Raw genomic sequence first — 23032 nt, forward strand, 5'->3', positions numbered from 1 at the left:
TTAAGTATATATTATGAAGTCACTATAACGATTCAAAATAATAAAATGGACGACAAGAGATGCAGTTAGTCGAATTAACCCCTAAGGATCCTGATGTAGTTAATGTGTTTGCAGATATAGATAGACTGATAAACTCCTTATACCCCGTGGCTACAGCCCAATCTCTCAAATTAGAAGAATTAAGCAAAGACAACGTTTACGCAATTGGTTTAAAAAACGAAGATGGCATTATTGCCTGTGGCGCTATTGTTAAGCAAAATGACGGCGCGCTATATGGCGAAATAAGGCGTTTATACGTAAAACCAAGTTACCGTGGTAGAGGTTTTTCAAGACGCATAATGCAAAACTTACTGCATTACGCCGGCGAAACAAAAATTCCACTTATCCGATTAGAAACAGGCCCAAAGCAAACCGAATCAATTAGTCTATATGAAGATTTAGGTTTTGCGCGCTGTGCAAGCTTTGGCTCGTATCAAGATAACCCACAAAGTGTATTTATGGAGCTTGCCCTGAGCCCTGAGCCAGAATAAATAAGCTATTTACTACTGTGTGCCTATAGCTGACTCTGTAGGCGCAAAAAATACTTCACTGTTTTTCACTGCTATCTTCGTATAAAATTCGCCACGTATATTTAATACCTGTGCACAGTAATACTTAATGATTTTAAGAGGCAAAACCTGGCTATAAACAAGCTTTTTTGCTTCAAAATAAATTACTTGATTAAGCAAACGGGTATAAACCTTTATTTAGCACTTCATAAGTGAGAATTTTATCTTTTTTAAAAGTAGCCCAAAACCAATGAGCGATTTAACAGTAGTAACCCACAGTGGTAATTTCCATGCCGATGACGTGTTTAGTATTGCGGTACTTAAGCATGTATTGCCTGCCTTTAACTTGGTACGAACCCGCGATAAAGCAATAATAGAAAGTGCCGATATTGTTGTTGATGTAGGTGGTGAATACAACCCTGACACAGGACGCTTTGATCACCACCAACGCGGCGGCGCAGGCGAGCGCGAAAATGGCACGCCATACTCGTCATTTGGCTTAATTTGGAAAAAGTATGGTTTAGCACTGTGTGATAATAACCAAGCGGTGGCTGATAGAGTTGACGCTGGTTTAGTCTCTACAATTGATGCCATAGATTGTGGTTACGTTAAGGGTGTGGTTGAGGGCATAACGCTTAGCCAAACGCTTTCTATGTTTAATCCAACATGGGAAGAGGAAGGCAACTTTGATGAATGCTTTGATGAAGCCGTTGAGTTTGCCGCGCGTTTATTAACCCGTTTTATTGCCTCAGCAAAAGGAAGCATTAACGCCAAAGATATTGTTGCAAAAGCAATAGAAGAGGCAAAAGATCCCCGCGTGATTATTTTAGAAAAATACACACCATGGAAAAAAACAGTACACCATTTATCAAGCGACGCTTTATTTATGGTTTACCCTTCGCAAAACGGCCAATGGATTATTCAAACTGTACCAGTAGAGCCTGGTTCGTTTGAAGACAGAAAGTCACTGCCTAAAGCGTGGGCTGGTTTATCTGATGAAGAGTTTCAAGCTGAAACAGGCTTAGACGACGCTGTATTTTGCCACAATGGCTTATTTATAGCCGGTACTAAATCGTTCGAAAGTACAATGAAGCTGGCCGACGTGGCCTTAGCTGAGTAACCTGTTTTACTTAAATATGGGTAAAATTTTTTTACCCAAATTAGTACTATTTAGCTAAGTAACTAGTTTGCAGTTACTTAGCTTTATTATGCTCTCGTTATTTAAATCACGTGAGGTTTTATGTTTGAAGTAAAAACTATCGCGCTATTTATTATTACCGCACTGGCAGAAATTATTGGCTGTTACTTACCTTATCTTTGGCTTAAAGAAGATAAATCCATATTCCTTTTAATACCTGCAGCAGTCAGTTTAGCGCTATTCGCGTGGTTGCTTACGTTACACCCAACAGCCGCTGGACGGGTGTATGCCGCGTATGGCGGTGTGTACATATGTATGGCTTTGCTGTGGTTATGGGCTGTTGATGACGTAAAGCTTACAATGTGGGATGTAGTGGGCGGGGCGGTTGCCTTACTGGGCATGGCTATTATTATTTTTGCACCTAAAAGCGCTTAAAAAGTACGCCATATTAAGGTGGAAAACGCCTTACAGGCCACTGTTAACGCATATATCGCGCAATTAAATTGCCAACTACTTTTTTATAAGTAAGCGATAAAGCTGGATTATCTATTAAGCTTGTTTGTACAACATGCCCGGTATATAAGCCATAAAACTCATACGCAAAAATGCTTGGCTCTTTGTCTTGGCTAAAGTAGCCTTGTGCTTGGCAGTTAACTGCAAGTTTAGTGAGGTAGTTAATCATTTTTAAGTGTTGGTCTTGCATAAACTGCCTTACCAAACAGTTGGGGCTTGCTTTAAACTCTACCGATGCTTTAATGAGCGGGCAACTTGCCTGCTTACCAGGCGATACCGTATCTAAAAAATTGAGCCACTCAAGCCAGCGTTGCTGAAAATTATTTAAATGAATTAACGCATCTTCATCAACAGATATATCAACAACCTGTTTTCTAAACTCTTCTTCGGTGTAGGCCAAAATAGCCACTTGCATATCTTCTTTATTGGCAAAGTGTGAGATCACCCCGGTACGCGACATGTTAGTCACTGCCGCTATTTTTCCTATCGACAAGCTATATAAACCATGTGCAGCCGCATAGGCCATTCCTTTGTGCAAAATATTGCGTTTTGTGCTCTCACTTTTTTTCATCGTTAATCCATAAAGCGTGTTATTTGGTCGTACACGTATTGGCTTTTTAAAATGCGCACGTGCCCCAGCTCTTGTGTGGCCACAAGTGTTGCAGGTGTGTTCTCAGTTAATAATTTTATTGCCTCAAAGCTTGCCACTGAGTCATTTTTATCATGAATAAACAACATGTTTTCGTTAATTTTATTTTTAGAATGATCAGGGTGAAGGTTTTGCCAGCTAATACCATATTTATCCGATACCTTATTAAGCATATTTTCTAGCATGAGCTCAGAAATACCCACTTGCCTGACCTTAGCAAACATGGCTTCAAATATTTGTGCAGGGGCAGAGATCATCACAATTTTTTTATTCTCTAAATAATGAGGCGCTAAGTTTAACAAAGCAACACCGCCCATAGAGTGTGTAACGACTCTATTAATTGTAATATTTTGCCCATTAAAGTACTCAAAAGCCGCTGTTAGGCCCTGCATATACCCGTATAAGTGCGAGGTATTGCCGTGCGAATAGCCATGGCCTATGTGATCAATTGAGTAAACATTAAAGCCTTTTTCAAGTAGTTCATCTATTAAAGCAGTAAACCGATTAGTGCTATCGGCCCAGCCATGAGATAAAAATACCGTTTTAGTGTTTTCGGCTAGGCTAAAATAGTACAGGTTTACAGCGCCAAGCTCGGTAGTAAGTTTAATATTAATTGGCTGTATACATGTTCTAAATTCGTATTGGCGTCGGCTATGCGGGTTACAAAATACCTTCATAGCAAGGCGGGCACTGAGTTTAGGAAATGTTTTGGTCAGACCAAAAGTGGCAGCCTTTGTTATTTTAGAAAATTTAGGTGGCTTGTTTTGATTAAAATAAATTTGTTTCATGTTTATACCAAATAAGTACAGTTGTTCTATTTTATCTTAAAAAAGTACAGCTGTACTTATTTTTTAGCCGCATAACCAGCTTGCTTTACTAAAGGCGGTTAGCTGTAAAAGCTAAGGTGTAGGTGTTTTTTCTCTCAACACTAAAAATCACTCGTTACGAGTAAAAATACTTGTTGGACTTAAAAGTCTATTTTTCTTTTAATGCGCGCACTTGGCCGAACCGGCATTCATTAAATAAAAGAGAAAGATAAATGAAAGAGACAACATCACTAGAACAAGCTCGCACGAGTTACAATGTTCGTCATTGGAGCCAAGGTTTTTTTGGTATTAATGATCAAGGTGATGTGTATGTTGCGCCAAAGGCTCACGCCCCAGAGCAAACTATTGCATTAACAGATATCGCAAAGCAGCTAGAAGAAAAAGGCTTAAGCTTACCGGCTTTAGTGCGCTTTCCACAAATTTTACATCATCGTGTGCACAGTTTATGTGGCGCGTTCAATACCGCGATTGAAAACTATGGTTACCCCAAAGACTACTTATTAGTTTACCCAATTAAAGTAAACCAACAACGCGAAGTGGTTGAAGAAATAGTAGCAAGCCAAGCCGAATTAGAAAAAAAACAATTAGGCCTTGAGGCGGGCAGCAAGCCAGAGCTATTAACTGTTTTGGCAATGGCAGAAAAAACCAGTGCAGTGATTGTATGTAATGGCTACAAAGACAAAGAATATGTGCGCTTAGCACTGATTGGCGAAAAGCTAGGCCACAAAGTATACATAGTGCTTGAAAAACTCTCTGAGCTCGACATGGTACTTAGCCAAGCAAAAGCGCTAAATGTTAAACCACGTATTGGTATTCGCGTTCGTTTAGCATCGCAAGGCAAAGGAAAGTGGCAAGCAAGTGGCGGCGAAAAATCTAAATTTGGTTTATCTGCGTCACAAGTTTTGCATGTAGTTAATCGTTTAAAAGAGGCCGGCCAACTTGATTTAATGCAACTTGTGCATTTTCACTTAGGCTCGCAAATGGCAAACATTCGTGATGTGCGTTTAGGTGTGAGCGAAGCCGCGCGTTTTTACTGTGAGCTACGCAAATTAGGTGCAAGCATTGAGTGCTTAGATGTAGGGGGCGGTTTAGCTATTGATTACGATGGTACCCGCAGCCAATCGCATAACTCAATGAACTACAGCTTAGCTGAGTATGCAAATAATATTGTGTACACCATAGGCGATACCTGTAAGCAATACGCGCAGCCCATGCCGACGATTATTTCTGAGTCGGGGCGTGCACTAACGGCGCACCATGCGGTGCTTATTTCTAATGTTATTGGTACTGAAAGTTACACGCCAGAAGAGTTAGTAGCGCCAGCAGCAGATGCACCGCTTTTATTAAATAATATGTGGGCATCGTTTGTGCAGTTAACCGATTTAACTGACGACCGCGCACTGATTGAAATTTACCACGACAGCCAAGGGGATTTAGCTGAGGCGCATAACCAGTTTGCACTTGGACTTTTAGATTTAACGCAGCGTGCGTGGGCAGAGCAAGTTAACTTACGTATTTGTTATGAGCTTAACAAACACATGGATAACAAAAACCGTTTCCATCGCCCGATTATTGACGAGTTGAACGCACGTTTAGCCGATAAGTTTTTTGTAAACTTTTCGCTTTTTCAATCGCTTCCTGATGCGTGGGGGATTGATCAAGTGTTTCCGGTATTGCCATTAAGTGGTTTAACCGAAGCACCAAAAAAACGTGCTGTATTACTTGATATTACCTGTGATTCAGACGGCGCGCTTGAGCACTATGTTGATGGCCAAGGTATTGAAAGCACATTACCCGTACCTGAGTACAGTGCTGATAAACCTTACTTAATGGGCTTTTTCTTAGTGGGTGCGTACCAAGAAATTTTAGGTGATATGCACAATTTATTTGGCGATACGCACAGCGCTATTATCAATATGGATGAGCAAGGCGTTGCCAGTATTAGTGAGATAAACCAAGGCGATACCGTAGCCGATATGATGCGCTATGTACATTTAGATGTTGAGAGCTTTCAGCAGTCGTACGCGCAGTTAGTGTCTGCAAAAATAGATAAAAATGAACAGCAAAGCGTTTTAGACGAGTTGCAAAGCGGCCTTAATGGCTACACTTATTTAGAAGAGTTATAAGCAATGTCTAGCTTGTTTGGTCATGTTGACCACTCATTGTATTCAAACGGGATGACGTTTTTACGTCGTCCTATGGTGCAAAACATTAATGCCATTGATGCAGATGTCGTTGTACTAGGCTTACCCTTTGATTTAGCAACATCGGGTCGCCCCGGTGCTCGCTTAGGGCCCGATGCCATTCGCAGAGCGTCGGTACATTTAGCCTGGGAAGACACTAAATACCCGTGGACATTTCCTTTGTTTGAGCGTTTAACGGTTGCTGATGCGGGGGACTTTACTTATCCGGTAGGCGATCCTGAGTATTTTACGGCACAGCTAGAAATGGCTGCAGAGCAAATACTTCGCCAAGGGGCAACGCTCTTAGGCCTTGGTGGCGATCACTTTGTAACGCTTCCGCTATTGCGCGCGCATGCAAAGATACATGGCAAAATGGCACTGGTTCATTTTGATGCGCACACTGATACATACAGCAATGGCTCGCGTTTTGATCACGGCACTATGTTTTATCATGCACCCATGGAAGGGCTGATTGATGTAGAGCACAGTATCCAAATTGGTATTCGTACCGACTTTGACCAATCAAAGCATGAGTTTGCAGTGATTGATGCAATGCAAGCTAACGATTTGCACGCTAATGAAATAGCAGCGCAAATTCGTGAGCGAGTAGGCGACTTACCCGTTTACTTAACGTTTGATATAGATTGTTTAGACCCTGCATTTGCACCAGGTACAGGCACACCTGTATGCGGTGGTTTAACATCAGATAAAGTGCTTAAAATACTGCGCGCACTTAAAGGCATAAATATGGTGGGAATGGATGTGGTAGAGGTTTCACCCTCGTACGACCAAAGTGAGCTTACCGCTATTGCCGCAGCAACAATTGCCAGTGAATTATTGCACCTGTGGACACATAAAAATAAGTATTAACGCTATAAGTTAAACACTACAAAAAAGGTATGCGCAGGCATACCTTTTTTATTTTAAAGATACCGATTATTTAGTAATTTCTTTTAACCAAATAAAACTTAAGCCAATCAGCGGCAAGTTAGTGGTTACTGGATTAAATGCTTCAATGAGTAATTGTGGCTGCATTACTACAACCGCTAACAAAAGCCCTAAAAGCGCTAAAATATTTAAAATAACGATGTGCTTATTTTTATAAAACACTAATAAGCACACGCCAAATATAATTTCGCCAATACCCGCCGAACGTGTAATTAAGTCGGACACTTCTGCTGAAAAACCCGCACTACCAGTCATTAGTTTTTCAAGCGGGGCAATATGATAAAGCTTTGGAAAAAAGCCGTGAATGATACTAACCCAAATAACTATTTGAACAATTTAACGTACTAAATCAATTACTAACGTCGTTAAAAAATCTCTATTTAGAACCACTAAACACAAAATTTTTTGCCTAGTTACTAAATGATTTATTTATCGTTAAAATAGCTCCTATAGTTAATCGAATTAGTATACTCAACTTAAACTCACTATGTAGCGAGCAATTTGTATATAACCGGGGTTATTTCCTCGCATTGTCTATTCGCTCTTGTGCACTTGGGTGGCTAGATAAATATTCGAGCAAATTATTTACCTTTTCAAGGTGTTCGTTTTCGCTGGTGTGCGCACCTTGTAATGCTTCAATGGCATCGGCAAAGTCGTTGCTTGAATACCCTAAGTTTTCAAGTTGAATGAGTGCATAGCTATCTGCCTCGCGCTCCATATCACGAGAAAACCCTTGCTGTGCAAAAGATGCCCCCGTACCTAGTACCACTTCTGCTATGCCTTCTAAATCACCAAATATAACCGCAAGTACAATGGTACTGGCTGCCGATTGCGCAGTCATGCGTACGCTATGCTGGTGGACTACATGGCCAATTTCGTGAAGTAATACGGCTTTTAGTGCGTTGGGTTTATCGGCTAATAAATTTGCTAACTCATCGGTTACGACAATACGTCCATGGGGCATTGCAAACGCATTCGCTCCAAAGGCCTCTGATTTATAAAACGATAACCTATAAACCGATGGCTCAAGCGAGAGCGCATTAAGCATGGTATTAAAGTGTTGTTGTACTTTAGTTTGTTGCTCATTAGGCAGCTCACTGTCATCAAGCGCGAGCTTTTCAATTATGGTAAAGCTTTGTTCACCCATTTGCTCTACTACACTGCGCGGCAGAGTATCAACACTGTAAACAGCAATAGCGGGCACAACTTTATAAAGCATTAACCACATAAAAAGCGGTGTAAAAATAACGGCCGCGATAATAGCCCATTTACTTTTTTCAAGGCGCTTTAGTAGGTCATGCTTATTTGCTTTAAAAGGCCAGCGATAATTTACATCAGTAGGAATAAAGCGGCTGCCATCATTAAAATTTAGTTCATCAGCAAGCCCAGCTAGGCCAGAGGTGAGTGTTATATCGCTTATTGCATGGCTTGAAATAAGCTGGTCATCGTAGCTAATCTCAACACAGGTGTCGCTAATACTAGCGACACCTTGCTGGTAATTGCTTGATGCCTTGGGGAAGTAATGTCCCTGTACGTGCATAATAAGCTCTTAGGTTAGCGATAGGTCAATATCAAATACATTGGCTGCTTCTTCAGCAAACGATGACTGCTCTTGTTGCGCGGTATCAACTAAATTTAGCGCACTAGGGTAAATATTAACGGTTGTAACCTCGGCAAGCATTCTCGATGTACGCACTTTGGTCCACGGGTAGGCAAGCCCTAAAGAAAACACGATTGCCAGCATATTGGTTAATAGTAATATGGCAAAAGGAATAGGCTTAAGCTCTGATTTAAATGACGCTACGTCTTCAAATTGACTGTTATCAAAAATATGATTACGAATAGCCGCAGCCCAAACAGCGGTTACTATCGCAATCATAAATACGTAAGCAATCATTAATCCACCAAACATAATGCCCATTTTGGCTGGATCTTGTGCAGCTTGTTGGTTTTCTACATTCATTAAATCAAGCCCAAATAAGCCTAATACAGCCATAAATATCACCATAGTGATAGAGCTCACAACAAAGCAAATAAGGGCGGTTAAGTAGTAGGTTTCACCTTTAAGGTTTACGGTTAATGGCGTGTCACCGTAGCTAATATTGCTATGTATGTACGTGTCGATACGTTTTAAAACATACGGCATTAATAAATAAAGGGTAAAAATACTGGCAATAGGTAAAAGAATAAAGTTAATGAAGGCTTCGCCGTAATCGCCTTTAAATGCAAAGCGTACATTTCGATGACGGGTCATACGCATATTAAAGCGCAGGCCTTGGTTAATAATCCACGGCATTAAAAAGATAAAAGCAACCGCAAATAGTAAGCCTACAAGAGGAAAAAAGCTGCTACCAAAGGAGTAAATTAAAAATACAATAACCGCTAAAATACGGCCTTTTAAAATTTGCATAGGGGTGGCTAAGTAGTCAAAGCTGTGTCCGTCAATGCGGGTGTGGCCATAAAAGTATCGCATTGTGCGCACTTTTGCCCAAGCCGAGTAAATACCTAAAGTAAGTACGCTCAGTAAAATATTGACTATCCAAATACCAAAAAACTCACCGCCTTTACCGCTAAACTGTACTTTGCCGCTAAAAATAGGGGCAGCAGGTTCACTTACTGCAGGGGTGGTTTCTGGGGGAGTAGGGTGTATTGATTCCATTAAAATTATATCCATGTTGTTTTTTTGTTAATTTACCTAAATTTGGTGCAAAGCTCAATCTTTAATAGCCTTACAGCCTACAATGGCGCTGCTTTTAATATATGTGGTGCTGCACTTTAAATCATCTCTGGTATACTAGGGCGATAATTTTATGGGGCTGTTATGATTTCAAAAAACCAACTCAAGCTTATTCGCCAACTTGGCCAAAAAAAGTACCGAAAGCAATATAATCAATACCTTGTACAAGGTGAAAAAAACGTACTTGAGTTGTTAAACAGCCCATTAAAGGCGGTTGATATATTTGCAACACAGGCGTTTATAAATACTCACCAAAACCAGTTTCCAGAAGTAGATTTTACGCCAGCAGAAGAAGAGTCGCTGACTAAAGTCAGTACCTTAGTGAGTAATAACGCGGCCATTGCAGTGGTTGATATGCCAAAGGCTGATTTACCTAATAATACCGGCTTAATATTGGCGCTTGATGGGGTTTCTGATCCGGGCAATTTAGGCACTATTATCAGAGTTGCCGATTGGTATGGCATTAAACATATAGTAACAAGTACCGACAGCGCCGATGCTTACAACCCTAAAACAATTAGCGCTACCATGGGTTCGTTTGTCAGAGTGTCGGTAAGCCAAGTAGAGCTACCTGAATACTTACGAACATTAAATATGCCTATTTATGGGGCATTTTTAGATGGGCAAAGCGTACATACAACGGATTTTAGCGCAAAGGGTGTATTGCTTATGGGCAGTGAGTCGCATGGCATACGCGAGCAGTGTGCAAAATTAGTAAGCGACAAAATAACCATACCGGCTTTTGGTGAGGCAGAGTCACTTAATGTGGCAATGGCCACAGGTATTATTTTAGATAACTTTAAACGCCAAACTTAACTTTTTAACTGTTTATGAGTTAAATTGTTTGTAAGTAATAACAATAATAATCGGTAATAACAATAAGATGCGCTTAAGCACTATTAAATTAGCGGGCTTTAAATCGTTTGTAGAGCCCACTAAAATTCCATTTCCTGATCAAATGACGTGTGTTGTTGGGCCTAACGGCTGTGGCAAATCAAACGTGATTGACGCTGTGCGATGGGTGCTTGGTGAAAGCTCAGCTAAAAACTTGCGTGGCGATGCCATGACCGATGTTATTTTTAATGGCTCAACTAATCGTAAACCTATCTCGCAAGCCTCAGTAGAGCTTATTTTTGATAACACTCAAGGTGATTTACCTAATACATTTGCCGACAGAAACCAAATAGCGATTAAGCGTTTAGTAACACGCGATGGCCAATCGCTGTACTTTTTAAATGGGAGCAAATGTCGTAAGCGCGATATTACCGATATATTTTTAGGCACCGGGCTTGGCCCGCGTAGTTACGCAATTATAGAGCAAGGGATGATCTCGCGTTTAATCGAGAGCAAACCTCAAGAGCTGCGCGTATTTTTAGAAGAAGCCGCGGGTGTGTCTAAATACAAAGAACGCCGCCGCGAAACGCAAACCCGAATTAAAAGTACCCGCGAAAACCTTGAGCGTTTACTTGATGTGCGTAAAGAGTTACAAGCGCAACTAGATAAACTGGCTGTGCAGTCGGTTGATGCGAAAAAATACCGCGATTTAAAAGCGCAAGAGCGTACCTTAAAAGGCCAAGTGGCTGTATTGAAATGGCAAAAGCTGCATCAACAACAGCTTGAAAAAAGTGAGCAAATCAAAAAGCTTAATGAGCAAATCGCCTTTTTTAAAACGGCTCACTCAGGCCACGACGATGTGCTTGCAAGCCTAGAGGCTCAAGTAAATGCAGAGCAAGATGCGCTTAACGATGCGCAGCATCAGCAACACGTTACCCACACAGAACTGACCCGCGCCGAACAACAACACATTAATATTAAACAGCAAACGCAAACACTTAAACAAAGTGTGGTTAAGCTTGAGCAGCGAAAGCTGCAAAGTGAAGCGCTAAAAACACAGCAACAAAATGTGTGTGAGCAGTTATCTGTGAGCCACCAAGAGATAAGCGAGTACAGTTTAGAGTGCAGCGAACAAGTTGAAGAGCTTACCCTTACACTTGCAGATTTAGCAGATGAAAAAAATAAGCACACAAACGCGTGGCAAAGCCTTAATCAACAACAACACGCGCTTAATAATAAAGTACAGGCGCAGCAAAGTAGTGTTAAGCAAACAGAGCAAGCCTTAACCCATGTAAACACACAGCTAAGCCAACTAAATAGCCAAATTGACGATATTAAAAGTAGCCACTTAGAGCAGCAACTAGCCGAGCAACAAAAATACAAACAAACCCTAACTCAAGAGCTTGCCAGTAAGCAAACGGCGCAAACACACTGCACCGCAGCGCTTAAAGAGCAAACCGATTTAGTAAATGACGCTGAGCAGCAACATCAGCAAAGCTTACAGCACGTTAATGAGCTAAAAGCTCGCATTGCTGGGCTTAAAAGTAGTTTAGGGATTGAAGATGACAATAAGCAGCACACTTTATTTAATCAATTACAGGTAAAACCAGGGTTTGAACATATAGTTGAACAGGCACTGCAAACGCTTGAGCACCTAAATGTAGCCGATGTGCAAAGCAACAATAGTGTGTGGCCGCATAAGAGTGAAATACCAGTAAATAGCGTTGCGGCGTTAATTACTGAGGGTGTTTATCCAGATTTACTGACCCGTATTGCGTACAGCGAAAACGCCGAACTCGCTGTGTTAAATGATACGTTTTATATTGCGGTTATGGATAAAAGCGGTGCTTTACATGCTCGAAACTGGCACCGTAGCGCAGACAAAAACGCCGAAAACTCACAACTTTTAAAACACACACAGTTAAAGCAAAAAACAGCGAGCTTAGTAGAGGCCGAAAATACCCTCGCAAGGGATTTTGAGAATCTTAATGCGCTAAAAACACAGCAGCAAAAGCTGAGTGATGAGTTAGCGGTACTTAAAAACGCAATTCATCAATTAGCACAAAACATTGCCGTGGCCACTACGCGCAGCGACATGTTAAAAGAGCAAGTAGCACAATTTTTACAGCAACTAGAAAAGTACCAGCAACAAAAGCGTGCATTAACCACTGAGCAATCACAATTATTAAAAACGCGCGATGAGCACAACAGTGCGCTTGAAGTGTTACATCAACAGCAACATAATTTAGCTGACGAACTGGCAAGCGCCGACGCCGCTTGCACACGCAGTAATACTGCATACAGCCAAGCTGCAGCTACACTTGAGCAATATAAAACACAAGCGCATCAGGCCACGTTAAAAGAGCAAAAAGCACACAGTGAGTGGCAGCTTAGTCAATCAAAGCTTAATCATGCTGAGCAAGAGCTCATTAGTGCGCAAGAAGAAGCAAAAGAGCTGCAAGCGCAAATGGAAGCGTTGCTTATACCCGAGCAAGAGCTCACTGAGCAAATAGCACAGCTTTTAATAAAACATCAGCAGGGCGAAGCTAGCTTGGTTGCGTTACAAAAAAAGCTTAACGAGGCAAAGCAAACACTTATAAGTAAACAAGCCAGCCTTAAGCACTCTCAAGGTGAGCTGACAGGTTTGCAAGAACAACATCAAAAGCTAAGTATTGAAGAGCAAAGCCTAATTATAAAAGCGCAGGCAGCACTTGAGCCGCTTGAAGAATTAAAGCAAAGTTTAAAAAGTGTTTTAGATACACTGCCTGATTCACTGAGTTTAAATGCAGCGCAAAATCAGATCAGTGGGCTTGTGCATCAATTAGATAAGCTAGGTCCAGTTAATTTAGCCGCAATAGATGAGTTTGAACAAGCTAAAGAGCGCAGCGATTATCTGAATAATCAACTTGAGGATTTAACCAAAGCGTTAAATACGCTTGAAGGGGCGATTCGTAAAATTGACAGCGAAACCAAAACACGCTTTAAAGCTACCTTCGATCAAGTGAACAACGACTTTGCCGAGCTATTTCCAAAAGTATTTGGCGGTGGTAGCGCGTATTTAGAATTAACCAGTGACGATTTACTCGAAAGTGGTGTTAGTATAATGGCACAGCCACCAGGCAAGAAAAATTCGACAATTCATCTGTTAAGTGGTGGAGAAAAAGCGCTGAGCGCATTATCATTGGTGTTTTCTATATTCAGGCTCAATCCAGCTCCATTCTGTATGCTGGATGAAGTAGATGCGCCGCTTGATGATGCTAACGTGGTACGCTTTTGCCGTTTGGTTGAAGAAATGTCACAATCGGTGCAGTTTATTTATATTAGTCATAATAAAATTGCGATGGAAATGGCAGGGCGTTTAACTGGCGTTACTATGGCAGAGCCAGGCGTATCACGCATGGTAGCAGTAGATATAGAACAAGCAGTGCAACTTGCACACACATAACAGTTTATTTTAAGCGTATTAGTGTTAATTAATACACGGGTTTAGGCATAACAAATAATAAAAGGTGAGGGGATGGCCGAAGAACTAAGATTGGTTTTAATTGTGATCAGTGTACTTGTCATAGGTGGCTTATTAGTACATGGTTTATGGTCAGTTAGAAAAAAAGACAGCCCAGAGGTAGCGCCTTCAGAGCGGGTTGAACCAATGCAAGATACACCTTCGCATACACCAGTTGAACCTAAAGAGCCGGTTGTTGCCCAGCGAGATGAGCCGCAATTTGGTGAGTTAAACTTTGATGCAAACGAGCCGCAAATAGATACTAGCGTGGCGCAAACACCCATTGAAGACGACCTGCAAGTAGTTCAAGAGCCAGAGCTAGAACCAGATCCAGAGAGCGAAAAAGAAGCGCCAGCAGATGTGTCTGACTTTGTTATTGTGCATATTCAAATGCCTGAGGGGCTAAGCATGCAAGGCAGTAAGTTATTGCCTGCAGTAAATACCTTAGGATTTAAATATTCAGAAGAAGGCTTTTTTAATCGCCACATAGACCCTGCAGGGCAAGGTCCAGTGTTATTTAGATTAGTAAATATGTATAACCCAGGTACGTTTGATATTGATAATATGGAACAGTTTAGTACCGCAGGGGTTAGCTTATTTATGACTTTACCTTGTGAAGGCGATGGGCTAGCTGCTTTTAATATGTTACATAGCGCAGCTAAGAAAATTGCCGATGAATTTGGTGCACAAATTTTAGATGCCGAGCGTGAAGAAATGACCGTTGAGCGCGTTCGTCAATATGTTGAGCAGGTTCGTGCATTTTCTGCGTAATTTATACGCACACATTATTTTTATTAAGCCACTTACCTAAAAGTGGCTTTTTTTATGTTTTTTGAGGTTTAAATGTCTAGCAGCATTAGTGAGCAAATTAATCATCTTCGTAGTACGTTAGAGCAACACAACTACAATTATTATGTCCTTGATACACCCAGTATTCCTGATGCAGAATACGACAGACTATTGCGCGAGTTAAGCGCCCTTGAAAGAGAAAACCCAGAATTTTTAACGCCAGACTCACCCACTCAAAAGGTAGGAGGCGCTGCGCTGAGTAAATTTGAACAAGTTGCTCACCAAGTGCCTATGTTATCGCTTGATAACGCCTTTAGTGAAGAAGAATTTAGCGCCTTTAACCGCCGCATTAAAGAGCGTTTAATGAGCCAAGATGAGCTCACTTTTTGTTGTGAGCCCAAGTTAGATGGCTTGGCTGTGTCGATTATTTACCGTGACGGCGTGCTTGTGCAGGCCGCAACTCGTGGCGATGGTTTTACTGGCGAGAATATCACACAAAATGTAAAAACAATCCGCAATGTGCCCCTTAAGCTGCGTGGCGATTACCCAGCAGAGCTTGAAGTACGTGGCGAAGTATTTATGGATAGCGCAGGGTTCGAAAAACTAAACAGCGAAGCCGAAAAACGAGGCGAAAAAGTATTTGTAAATCCTCGAAATGCAGCCGCAGGTAGTCTACGCCAGCTTGATTCAAAAATTACCGCTAAGCGCCCGCTAATGTTTTATGCGTATAGCACAGGGCTGGTGGCCGATGGCATAATCCCTGAGGATCACTACCAACAATTGGCAAAATTAACTGATTGGGGTTTACCGCTGTGCCCAGAAACAAAGTTAGTTGAAGGTACGCAAGCGGCTTTAGATTACTACAGTGATATTTTAACGCGCAGAAGTGAGCTTAAATATGAAATTGATGGCGTAGTAATTAAAATAAACCAAAAAGCCTTACAAGAGCGTTTAGGGTTTGTTGCACGTGCACCGCGCTGGGCAATTGCTTATAAGTTTCCTGCGCAAGAAGAAATAACCCAGTTACTTGATGTAGAATTTCAGGTTGGCCGCACAGGCGCTATAACGCCGGTAGCGCGTTTAGAGCCTGTATTTGTAGGCGGTGTTACGGTATCAAACGCAACGCTGCACAATGGCGATGAAATAGCCCGCTTAGGCGTAAAGGTAGGCGATACAGTAATTATACGCCGCGCCGGCGATGTTATTCCGCAAATTACACAAGTAGTACTTGAGCGCCGCCCAGATGATGCACGCGACATTGTATTTCCTGCCAGTTGCCCCATTTGTGACTCACACGTTGAAAAAGTAGAAGGCGAGGCCGTGGCTCGTTGTACCGGTGGCTTAGTGTGCCAAGCTCAGCGTAAACAAGCGATAAAGCATTTCGCATCACGCAAAGCGCTTGATATAGATGGCTTAGGCGACAAAATAGTTGATCAGCTGGTTGATAGAGAGCTGGTAAAAACCCCCGCAGATTTATTTATATTAAAACAAGGTCACTTTGAGTCACTTGAGCGTATGGGCCCTAAGTCGGCTAAAAACTTAGTGGATGCGCTTGAAGTTGCAAAAACAACTACGCTTGCAAAGTTTTTATATTCGCTGGGTATTCGTGAGGTAGGCGAGGCCACAGCGCAAAACTTAGCAAATCATTTTTTAACACTTGAAAAGGTAACCCAAGCAAGTATTGAAAGCCTTACACAAGTGAGCGATGTAGGCGTTATTGTAGCAACTCATGTTCGAGGCTTTTTTGATGAGCAACATAATGTAGATGTGGTTAATGCTTTAATTGAACAAGGTATTAATTGGCCAGCGCTAACGCCGCCTTCAGAGGATGAGCAACCCTTAGCTGGGCTAACCTATGTATTAACTGGCACTCTTAATACTTTAAACCGAAACGATGCTAAAGCACGCTTACAACAGTTAGGTGCAAAAGTAGCCGGTAGTGTGTCGGCTAAAACAGATGCATTGGTGGCGGGCGAAAAAGCCGGCTCTAAATTAACTAAAGCACAAGATTTAGGCATAGACATACTTAGCGAAGACGACTTAATTGCACTGTTTGATAAGTACAATGCTTAGGGTAGTAAAATGAGCCGATATGGACCCGAGTACTGGGATAAATACGGAAGCTACCGTACGCCAATTGCATTTCATCTAAGTTTATTGGTGTTACTACGTGCGTATTTTATTTGGGTTATAGCGGCGCTGAGTCGTCGCCCTGAGCTTGATTTAATGTCGCTATTTTTTAAATCTAAAAACGATTTTTTTATCGCAATTTCGATTGGCGCTATTGCGATAGTGCCCACTTTTTTATTTTGCTTAAGACGACCGCGCGACTCTCATCAGCAAAGTGCGCGTTTAGCGATGGTGTGGCGCTACATGCGCTGGCCGTTACTGGTGTGCGCAATAACTGATTTAAGCTGGTTAACAATACAAGCTGCACATAGTCATTACAGGTTTTCACTATTTTTAGCTGTGCAAATGGTGATTGTGTTTTGGGTAATGTGGTACTTGGCAAAGAGTCGTTATTTGCAGGTGTTTTTTAACGATTGGCCAGAGCCTACCGAAAAAGCAGATGATAAAAACGCTAAATAAAAGGGAGCTAAATGGATAACATTAATAAAAAAATTGCCCTTGTAGTGCTTGGTATTGGCATTATTTTAGGCGCTTTGGTGTTGTTTACATCGTTAACTGATCATATTTGGTTTTCTGCCGTAATAGGATTATGGTTATTTGTGTTTTGTTCGTGTTGTTACAGGCTGACACCCGCCTTTAAAAAGCGCAATACGCTTGATAATTTTATTCAGCGCGATGCACAGCACTTAATGTTATTTAGCTTGGCAGGTTTTTTTGATAAAAAATTTGGCCCGCAATGGCTTGTTATTGGCAACATTGAACATATAGAAAGTAAGAACGATGAGCTTATTATTCATAGCAATAACGAGCGACAATTTAGTGTAAGTTTACCCGCACAAAAAAATGACATAGACGCCTACATGAAGCGCATACTTTCAGATCACGAAAAGCAAACTATTCGCTTTAGTTAGGGGCTGTTGAACTTTGCGGATTAAAGTTTGTTCAAACTAGGGGCTATTTAATCGCGGCGCGAAGTTTGTAACCTAGTGGGCTAAGTAAAAGCTGAGCAACAAAGAGTAAATAGCCCCTAGGAAGAACCCGTTGGGCAGCGTCTGTTTGGCATTAATGCTACGTTATCGCCCAATTATGGGGAATAACCACACTGCATAGGCTCTGCCTTGCCTAAATACCAAACAGACTGCTGCAAATTTAACCTTGAAAGATCAACAGACCCTAATCACTTATTAATACCGAAGGAGGCTACTATGCTTACTTGGAATGATGTTATAAATTTTGCGAATAATGGCAATCCTACGCCACGCGAAAAGGTTGTAAAAACAGACGCGCAATGGCAGGCAATGCTAAGTGATGAGCAATATTATGTGGCACGTAAAAAGGGCACAGAACGCCCACACAGCTCACAAAGTTGCACATTACTAGAACCGGGTAAATACGCGTGTGTATGCTGCGATAATTTACTTTTTGATGCCGATGAAAAGTTTGATAGCGGCACAGGCTGGCCATCATTTACGCAGCCTGCAACTGTCGATGCAATTGGTTATGTGAACGATTTAAGCCATGGTATGCAGCGCGTTGAAGTGGTGTGTAATGTGTGTGATGCACACTTAGGGCATATTTTTCCTGATGGACCAGCACCGTCAGGTTTGCGCTATTGTGTAAATGCCGCTGCAATGAAAAAGCTTTAATTATATAGTTAGCCTTCAATCTAGATAAAACAGCTATTTTTAGCCGCTAGTTAGCGCTAGGGGGATTGAATATCGAGTTTCATTTCTTTTGCCATATGCAAAATTTTATCTAATCGCTGCGACTGATCTGGCTGCAGTGTAGAATTACTCAAAAGGGCGTAACACTTTTTAGCAATAACCAAGTTAAAAGTGCCGCCTTTTTGTTTTGTCGAATCAAACAAACACTGTAATAAATTAAGCGCAATGCTTGGGTTACGCGGCATTACTCTAAATGCTTGCGTAAACGCCTCTAACGCCGTATTTAATTGCCCTCTATTAAATTGAGTTACTGCATGGTTGTTAAGCTCTTTAGGGCCCATTTTAATATCGCGACGCTCACTTTGCTGCTGTTGAATGTAACGCAGGTAAGTTGTATCACTCATATTGGGGTGGCGCTTACAATGGCTAATTATTTGGTTAAATAATGTTTGTGCTTTTTGATGAAAACCCAGCTCGTGAAACGCTTTTGCTTTATCAAGTGCCCCATCTACAGAGCGTATTAACGTATCGTCGTCATCAAGTTGCTCTATCAAGCGCTTGGCTTTTTGGTGCTCGTCTTTTAAATAGTGTAAACGCGCATTAAGTACATCAATTTGAGATTGATTTGCGTTGTTAGGAAACTGCTTTTTTAAATCATTTATGTATTTATTAGTTTGACGCGAAATACGTTGTATTTGGTCTGTTTGATCTGTGGTTAAAGCAAAGTCTATACCGGCACGGGCAGCATTGAGATAGATGTCGGGGCTGTCATGAATAGAATGACGCGCATAGCTGGCTATGTCTTTTTGGGTTAAATAGCTCTTTTCGTAATCGTGGTTTATTAACGAAACATTGCTTAACGATTTTTGTCTTTGGATGTTACGTGGTGCGATATCGACTGCTTGGCTTAAAAAATCTTGTGCCAATTCAAATTGGTTTAGTTTTATTTCTAATCGGCCGAGTAAATCCAGTGCAACTAAACGTGTTTCATGGCGCTCAAGCATGGTTTTTAACATGCGTTGAGCAAGAATATGCTCATTATTAGCAATCAGGGCTTCTACTAAACCAACTTTAGCCCAGGCAAATTTTTGTATGTCTAGCACCGAGGTAAAAAAGTCTTTAGCTTCTTCACTGCGGTTTAGCCTAAGCAGTGCATCTCCTTTTAAGCGAAGGAGGATAGGGCTGTATATATTGTTTTTTTTATTTAAAGCAGCATCGATTACTTTTATTGCTTTAGAGTCGTTGCCATCATCTACTAATGTATAAATGCTCTGAAGCTCATTTTTACGTTTTAGAATACGCTCAATCCGCGTTTTTAACTCTTGTACCGTAAATGGCTTTACCAAAAAGTCGTCGGGTTGAAGCTCTAAAACGCTATGCACTAGCGCACCACTGGTTTCTGCAGAAATAAAAATAAACGCGGTGGAGTTTTTTATCAGTTGCTTAACACGGAGTTCTTCGTAGAGTTGGTAGCCGTCTTGGTGTTTGCTTAAATTAAATGAACATACAATTAAATCAAATTGCTCAACCAAACATTGCTCTTTTGCTGCAATTGCATGATCGGCAAAGTGCAATTGCCGAAAGCCAAGCCTTTCTAGCGACTGTTTCATATAGCTTTGAGCGAGGGGCTGCTCTTCCACTATCAGTATTTTGGCTTTGGCGTAGATCTTAGTTGGCATTGGCTTACATGTTGTTTGATTTATCACAGACTATAATCAACAGTTTAGCTGCTTACAAGGGAATTTAACTATTAGCCGAGGTTATTAGAAGATTAAGTTATTTTCATACGTTTAGATGGCTTCATATTATCCTGGCCTTAGCGATTTAAAATCAATGTTTAATTAATAGGTAAAAAGCAGCTCTAAATAATAGTTAAAATAATTTAGGTTTTTGTGGAGTGTTTGTACGTGGCGGGTGATATTGGACTTGAACCAGTGGCACTCGCCTTTATTTGTAAAGGACGGCGATGCTCTCTTTTTCTTACCGCTAGATTAATTACCCAAATAGGATTTTTATAATAATTATTAAGAAGAGTTTAGATGCTTTAGAAATGTTTATATGTGGTGGGTGATTACTTGGCTTAAACCAGTGACCCTCGCCATTATTTGTAAAGGACAGCGATGCTCTCTTTTTCTTATAACTGAGTTAATTACCTTTATATAATTTTATAGCGTATAGATTAATCGTTTTGCAAAAGACAAATTAAGAGTGATATTTTTGGAAGTTTTTAACTTAGGTATTTTGAAGTGTTTATATGTGGTGGGTGATACTGGACTTGAACCAGTGACCCTCGCCTTGTAAGGGCGATGCTCTCCCAACTGAGCTAATCACCCACATATAATAGGTATGACTTTATCAATTTAACGTTTAGTATAATTTGGTGGGTGATACTGGACTTGAACCAGTGACCCTCGCCTTGTAAGGGCGATGCTCTCCCAACTGAGCTAATCACCCAAATTATATATTTAATATGCACCATTCTAAGAATGGTGGGTCGTACTGGACTTGAACCAGTGACCCTCGCCTTGTAAGGGCGATGCTCTCCCAACTGAGCTAACGACCCATATTAAATTTTAAAACGCGACTATTAATATAATAATAGGCTTTATATGTGGTGGGTGATACTGGACTTGAACCAGTGACCCTCGCCTTGTAAGGGCGATGCTCTCCCAACTGAGCTAATCACCCACATATAAATTAAAACGCTACTATTAATAATAGTACTGGACTTTAACCAGTGAACCTCACCCTCTTTTACTAAAAACAGTGACGCTCTCTTTTCTAACTGAGTTAACAACTCATATAGAATTTTAGATGTGTACACTTAATAAAGTGGTGGGTGATACTGGACTTGAACCAGTGACCCTCGCCTTGTAAGGGCGATGCTCTCCCAACTGAGCTAATCACCCACATCTAAACAACATTACATTGCTGCGTTGTTGTGGGGCGCTATTATAGATAGAGTTGCAAATGTGTCAACACTTGAATGATAAAAATGTGCTGAATGAAGGTTTTATAAACAGTGGAGGGTGGTTGGCGTTTACTTTATCATCAAATTTAAGTTGTTAGGGTAAATTAACAGCTGAATCTGAGCTAAGTGACTGCCTTATTTTTACTTGCAATAAAAAGCATTGCTTAAATAAGCTAATAAAAGGCGATGTTGAAATTGATACAGTACGCGTGACGTTTTATCAAAAAGAAGATTTATGACTATATAAGGTTTTAAATTATTGAACTGGTATACGGTACTTTTTAAAGGGGTAAGGGCATAAGCAGTTATCTGTATTGCCATTAGTGCGAATAAACTTTAATTAACGCCATGGGTTTTGGCACAATGACAACAAAATAGAGCCTATTACCCAAACTGGAACATAGTGTTTAAAAACAGCACGAATTATTTGCTAGCACTTTTAACGACGGCCTAATTCACTTCAATTTTTATATGTTTGTACAAGCAACTTAAAAAGGGAAGGGTTGAGCATTTAATAATAAGGTTATCGAATAGAGCCCTCGCATTTTAATAACACACTTAAATACGGGGTTTAGCCTTGGTTTTAGTACTTTTTTAACCCCAACTCAATTTGCATATAAATGTATACCTTTTATGTTAAACATTATTACTTCATCAACGAGGTATAAATAGATAATTAACCTGTTTATAGTACTGTGAGATGAAGTACAGGCCGAATTTTGTCGAAATTGTATTTTTTTGCATGTCTGATAGCCAGTTTGTTGAAAATTAAACCATTTAAATAAAGTGGCATAAAAAACTGTTGACTTTATTTTGGGGGGTGCATAGAATGCGCCCCGCACTCAGCGATACACAACGTGTTAAACACGTTAGGTATTAAAAGGTTTGGGGCTATAGCTCAGCTGGGAGAGCGCTTCGCTGGCAGCGAAGAGGTCTGCGGTTCGATCCCGCATAGCTCCACCAAATCTTTGTGCATGTCCTAGGGTAGCAGTTTTCTGTGTCCCCATCGTCTAGAGGCCTAGGACACCGCCCTTTCACGGCGGTAACAGGGGTTCGAATCCCCTTGGGGACGCCATCTAACAAATAGTTAGGCGTGGTTTTACCAAGAGAATAGCGTAGCACTTAAAGCTCGAGTCTTTATGTGTATTAAACGTATTACCTTAGCACCTCATGATATGAGTTAAACTTATCAATTGTCCTAGTGACACTTTTTAGTGTCCCCATCGTCTAGAGGCCTAGGACACCGCCCTTTCACGGCGGTAACAGGGGTTCGAATCCCCTTGGGGACGCCACTTACTATTTATAGTAGGGTAGTGTTATTAAAAACTCGTCTGAAACGAGTCAAACCATTCAGTTGTCCTAGTGACACTTTTTAGTGTCCCCATCGTCTAGAGGCCTAGGACACCGCCCTTTCACGGCGGTAACAGGGGTTCGAATCCCCTTGGGGACGCCACTTACTATTTATAGTAGGTTAGTGTTATTAAAAACTCGTCTGAAACGAGTCAAACCATTCAGTTGTCCTAGTGACACAGAAAACGTTTTTGAGAAGATAATGCCATTCGCCTCGCAGGCTCGGTCTCATCTTACTTAGAAATAGCA

General features: G+C 41.1%; 17 protein-coding genes, 9 tRNA genes and 1 pseudogene. 16 read left to right on the top strand and 11 right to left on the bottom strand.

What is annotated here, in order from left to right; all coding sequences use genetic code 11:
* The first annotated feature begins 59 nt into the window (after window positions 1-59).
* The 3 genes from NQT65_RS19725 (at window position 60) to NQT65_RS19735 (ending at window position 2121) form a co-directional block, all read left to right on the top strand.
* Window positions 60-530: a GNAT family N-acetyltransferase gene (locus NQT65_RS19725; RefSeq protein WP_004588851.1), complete on the top strand. Its 471-nt coding sequence runs from the start codon at window positions 60-62 to the stop codon at window positions 528-530.
* A gap of 268 nt (window positions 531-798) precedes the next feature.
* A complete protein-coding gene (locus NQT65_RS19730; RefSeq protein ID WP_256851899.1) occupies window positions 799-1668 on the top strand; it encodes an MYG1 family protein in 870 nt (289 codons plus the stop codon).
* Between the two features lie 120 nt (window positions 1669-1788).
* On the top strand, window positions 1789-2121 hold the full coding sequence (locus tag NQT65_RS19735; RefSeq protein WP_256851900.1) for a YnfA family protein: 333 nt from the start codon (window positions 1789-1791) through the stop codon (window positions 2119-2121).
* A 43-nt stretch (window positions 2122-2164) separates the two neighbouring features.
* Here the strand turns inward: NQT65_RS19735 and NQT65_RS19740 are convergent, their stop codons facing one another.
* On the bottom strand, window positions 2165-2770 hold the full coding sequence (locus tag NQT65_RS19740; protein ID WP_126007634.1) for a TetR/AcrR family transcriptional regulator: 606 nt from the start codon (window positions 2768-2770) through the stop codon (window positions 2165-2167).
* Window positions 2771-2772: 2 nt separating this feature from the next.
* Window positions 2773-3636, bottom strand: coding sequence for an alpha/beta hydrolase (locus NQT65_RS19745; protein WP_256851901.1), 864 nt, complete (start codon window positions 3634-3636; stop codon window positions 2773-2775).
* A gap of 251 nt (window positions 3637-3887) precedes the next feature.
* On the opposite strand from NQT65_RS19745, the gene speA reads away from it, so the two are divergent.
* Both speA and speB read left to right on the top strand, forming a co-directional pair.
* A complete protein-coding gene (gene speA, locus NQT65_RS19750) occupies window positions 3888-5801 on the top strand; it encodes a biosynthetic arginine decarboxylase (RefSeq protein WP_256846709.1) in 1914 nt (637 codons plus the stop codon).
* Between the two features lie 3 nt (window positions 5802-5804).
* Window positions 5805-6728, top strand: coding sequence for an agmatinase (gene speB / locus NQT65_RS19755; RefSeq protein ID WP_029772730.1), 924 nt, complete (start codon window positions 5805-5807; stop codon window positions 6726-6728).
* 53 nt (window positions 6729-6781) lie between these two features.
* Here the strand turns inward: speB and NQT65_RS19760 are convergent.
* From NQT65_RS19760 to NQT65_RS19770, 3 genes and pseudogenes are all read right to left on the bottom strand, one after another.
* Window positions 6782-7142, bottom strand: a pseudogene (locus NQT65_RS19760) (DoxX-like family protein).
* A gap of 181 nt (window positions 7143-7323) precedes the next feature.
* Window positions 7324-8346, bottom strand: coding sequence for a M48 family metallopeptidase (locus NQT65_RS19765; protein ID WP_256851903.1), 1023 nt, complete (start codon window positions 8344-8346; stop codon window positions 7324-7326).
* A gap of 9 nt (window positions 8347-8355) precedes the next feature.
* Window positions 8356-9465, bottom strand: coding sequence for a YjgN family protein (locus tag NQT65_RS19770; RefSeq protein WP_054983478.1), 1110 nt, complete (start codon window positions 9463-9465; stop codon window positions 8356-8358).
* A 162-nt stretch (window positions 9466-9627) separates the two neighbouring features.
* Here NQT65_RS19770 and NQT65_RS19775 point away from each other — a divergent pair, with 162 nt between their 5' ends.
* The 7 genes from NQT65_RS19775 (at window position 9628) to msrB (ending at window position 18444) form a co-directional block, all read left to right on the top strand.
* Entirely contained in the window at window positions 9628-10359 is a 732-nt protein-coding gene (locus tag NQT65_RS19775; protein WP_256851904.1) for an RNA methyltransferase, read from the top strand.
* 67 nt (window positions 10360-10426) lie between these two features.
* Window positions 10427-13822, top strand: coding sequence for a chromosome segregation SMC family protein (locus NQT65_RS19780; RefSeq protein WP_256851905.1), 3396 nt, complete (start codon window positions 10427-10429; stop codon window positions 13820-13822).
* 72 nt (window positions 13823-13894) lie between these two features.
* Window positions 13895-14650, top strand: a complete 756-nt coding sequence (gene zipA / locus NQT65_RS19785; RefSeq protein WP_256851906.1) for a cell division protein ZipA — start codon at window positions 13895-13897, stop codon at window positions 14648-14650.
* A gap of 72 nt (window positions 14651-14722) precedes the next feature.
* Entirely contained in the window at window positions 14723-16741 is a 2019-nt protein-coding gene (ligA, locus tag NQT65_RS19790; protein WP_256851907.1) for an NAD-dependent DNA ligase LigA, read from the top strand.
* 9 nt (window positions 16742-16750) lie between these two features.
* Window positions 16751-17257 carry a DUF2919 domain-containing protein gene (locus NQT65_RS19795; RefSeq protein ID WP_004588866.1) on the top strand — a complete coding sequence of 169 codons (507 nt, stop codon included), beginning with the start codon at window positions 16751-16753 and terminating at the stop codon, window positions 17255-17257.
* An 11-nt stretch (window positions 17258-17268) separates the two neighbouring features.
* Window positions 17269-17709: a hypothetical protein gene (locus tag NQT65_RS19800; protein WP_055018776.1), complete on the top strand. Its 441-nt coding sequence runs from the start codon at window positions 17269-17271 to the stop codon at window positions 17707-17709.
* Between the two features lie 294 nt (window positions 17710-18003).
* Window positions 18004-18444 (top strand): peptide-methionine (R)-S-oxide reductase MsrB, encoded by a 441-nt coding sequence (gene msrB / locus NQT65_RS19805; protein WP_064384881.1) that lies wholly within the window; start codon window positions 18004-18006, stop codon window positions 18442-18444.
* Between the two features lie 56 nt (window positions 18445-18500).
* Here the strand turns inward: msrB and NQT65_RS19810 are convergent, their stop codons facing one another.
* From NQT65_RS19810 to NQT65_RS19835, 6 genes are all read right to left on the bottom strand, one after another.
* A complete protein-coding gene (locus NQT65_RS19810; protein ID WP_138685621.1) occupies window positions 18501-20141 on the bottom strand; it encodes a response regulator in 1641 nt (546 codons plus the stop codon).
* A 578-nt stretch (window positions 20142-20719) separates the two neighbouring features.
* Window positions 20720-20795 (bottom strand) — tRNA-Val (locus NQT65_RS19815).
* Between the two features lie 45 nt (window positions 20796-20840).
* Window positions 20841-20916 (bottom strand) — tRNA-Val (locus NQT65_RS19820).
* A 33-nt stretch (window positions 20917-20949) separates the two neighbouring features.
* Window positions 20950-21025: transfer RNA gene (locus NQT65_RS19825), tRNA-Val, on the bottom strand.
* A 49-nt stretch (window positions 21026-21074) separates the two neighbouring features.
* Window positions 21075-21150, bottom strand: a tRNA-Val gene (locus NQT65_RS19830).
* A gap of 145 nt (window positions 21151-21295) precedes the next feature.
* A tRNA-Val gene (locus NQT65_RS19835) sits at window positions 21296-21371 on the bottom strand.
* 949 nt (window positions 21372-22320) lie between these two features.
* On the opposite strand from NQT65_RS19835, the gene NQT65_RS19840 reads away from it, so the two are divergent.
* The 4 genes from NQT65_RS19840 (at window position 22321) to NQT65_RS19855 (ending at window position 22886) form a co-directional block, all read left to right on the top strand.
* Window positions 22321-22396, top strand: a tRNA-Ala gene (locus tag NQT65_RS19840).
* A 36-nt stretch (window positions 22397-22432) separates the two neighbouring features.
* Window positions 22433-22508, top strand: a tRNA-Glu gene (locus NQT65_RS19845).
* Window positions 22509-22649: 141 nt separating this feature from the next.
* A tRNA-Glu gene (locus NQT65_RS19850) sits at window positions 22650-22725 on the top strand.
* Window positions 22726-22810: 85 nt separating this feature from the next.
* Window positions 22811-22886 (top strand) — tRNA-Glu (locus tag NQT65_RS19855).
* The last annotated feature ends 146 nt before the right edge of the window (window positions 22887-23032 follow it).

Source organism: Pseudoalteromonas agarivorans (assembly GCF_024518735.1).
Classification (GTDB): domain Bacteria; phylum Pseudomonadota; class Gammaproteobacteria; order Enterobacterales; family Alteromonadaceae; genus Pseudoalteromonas; species Pseudoalteromonas atlantica.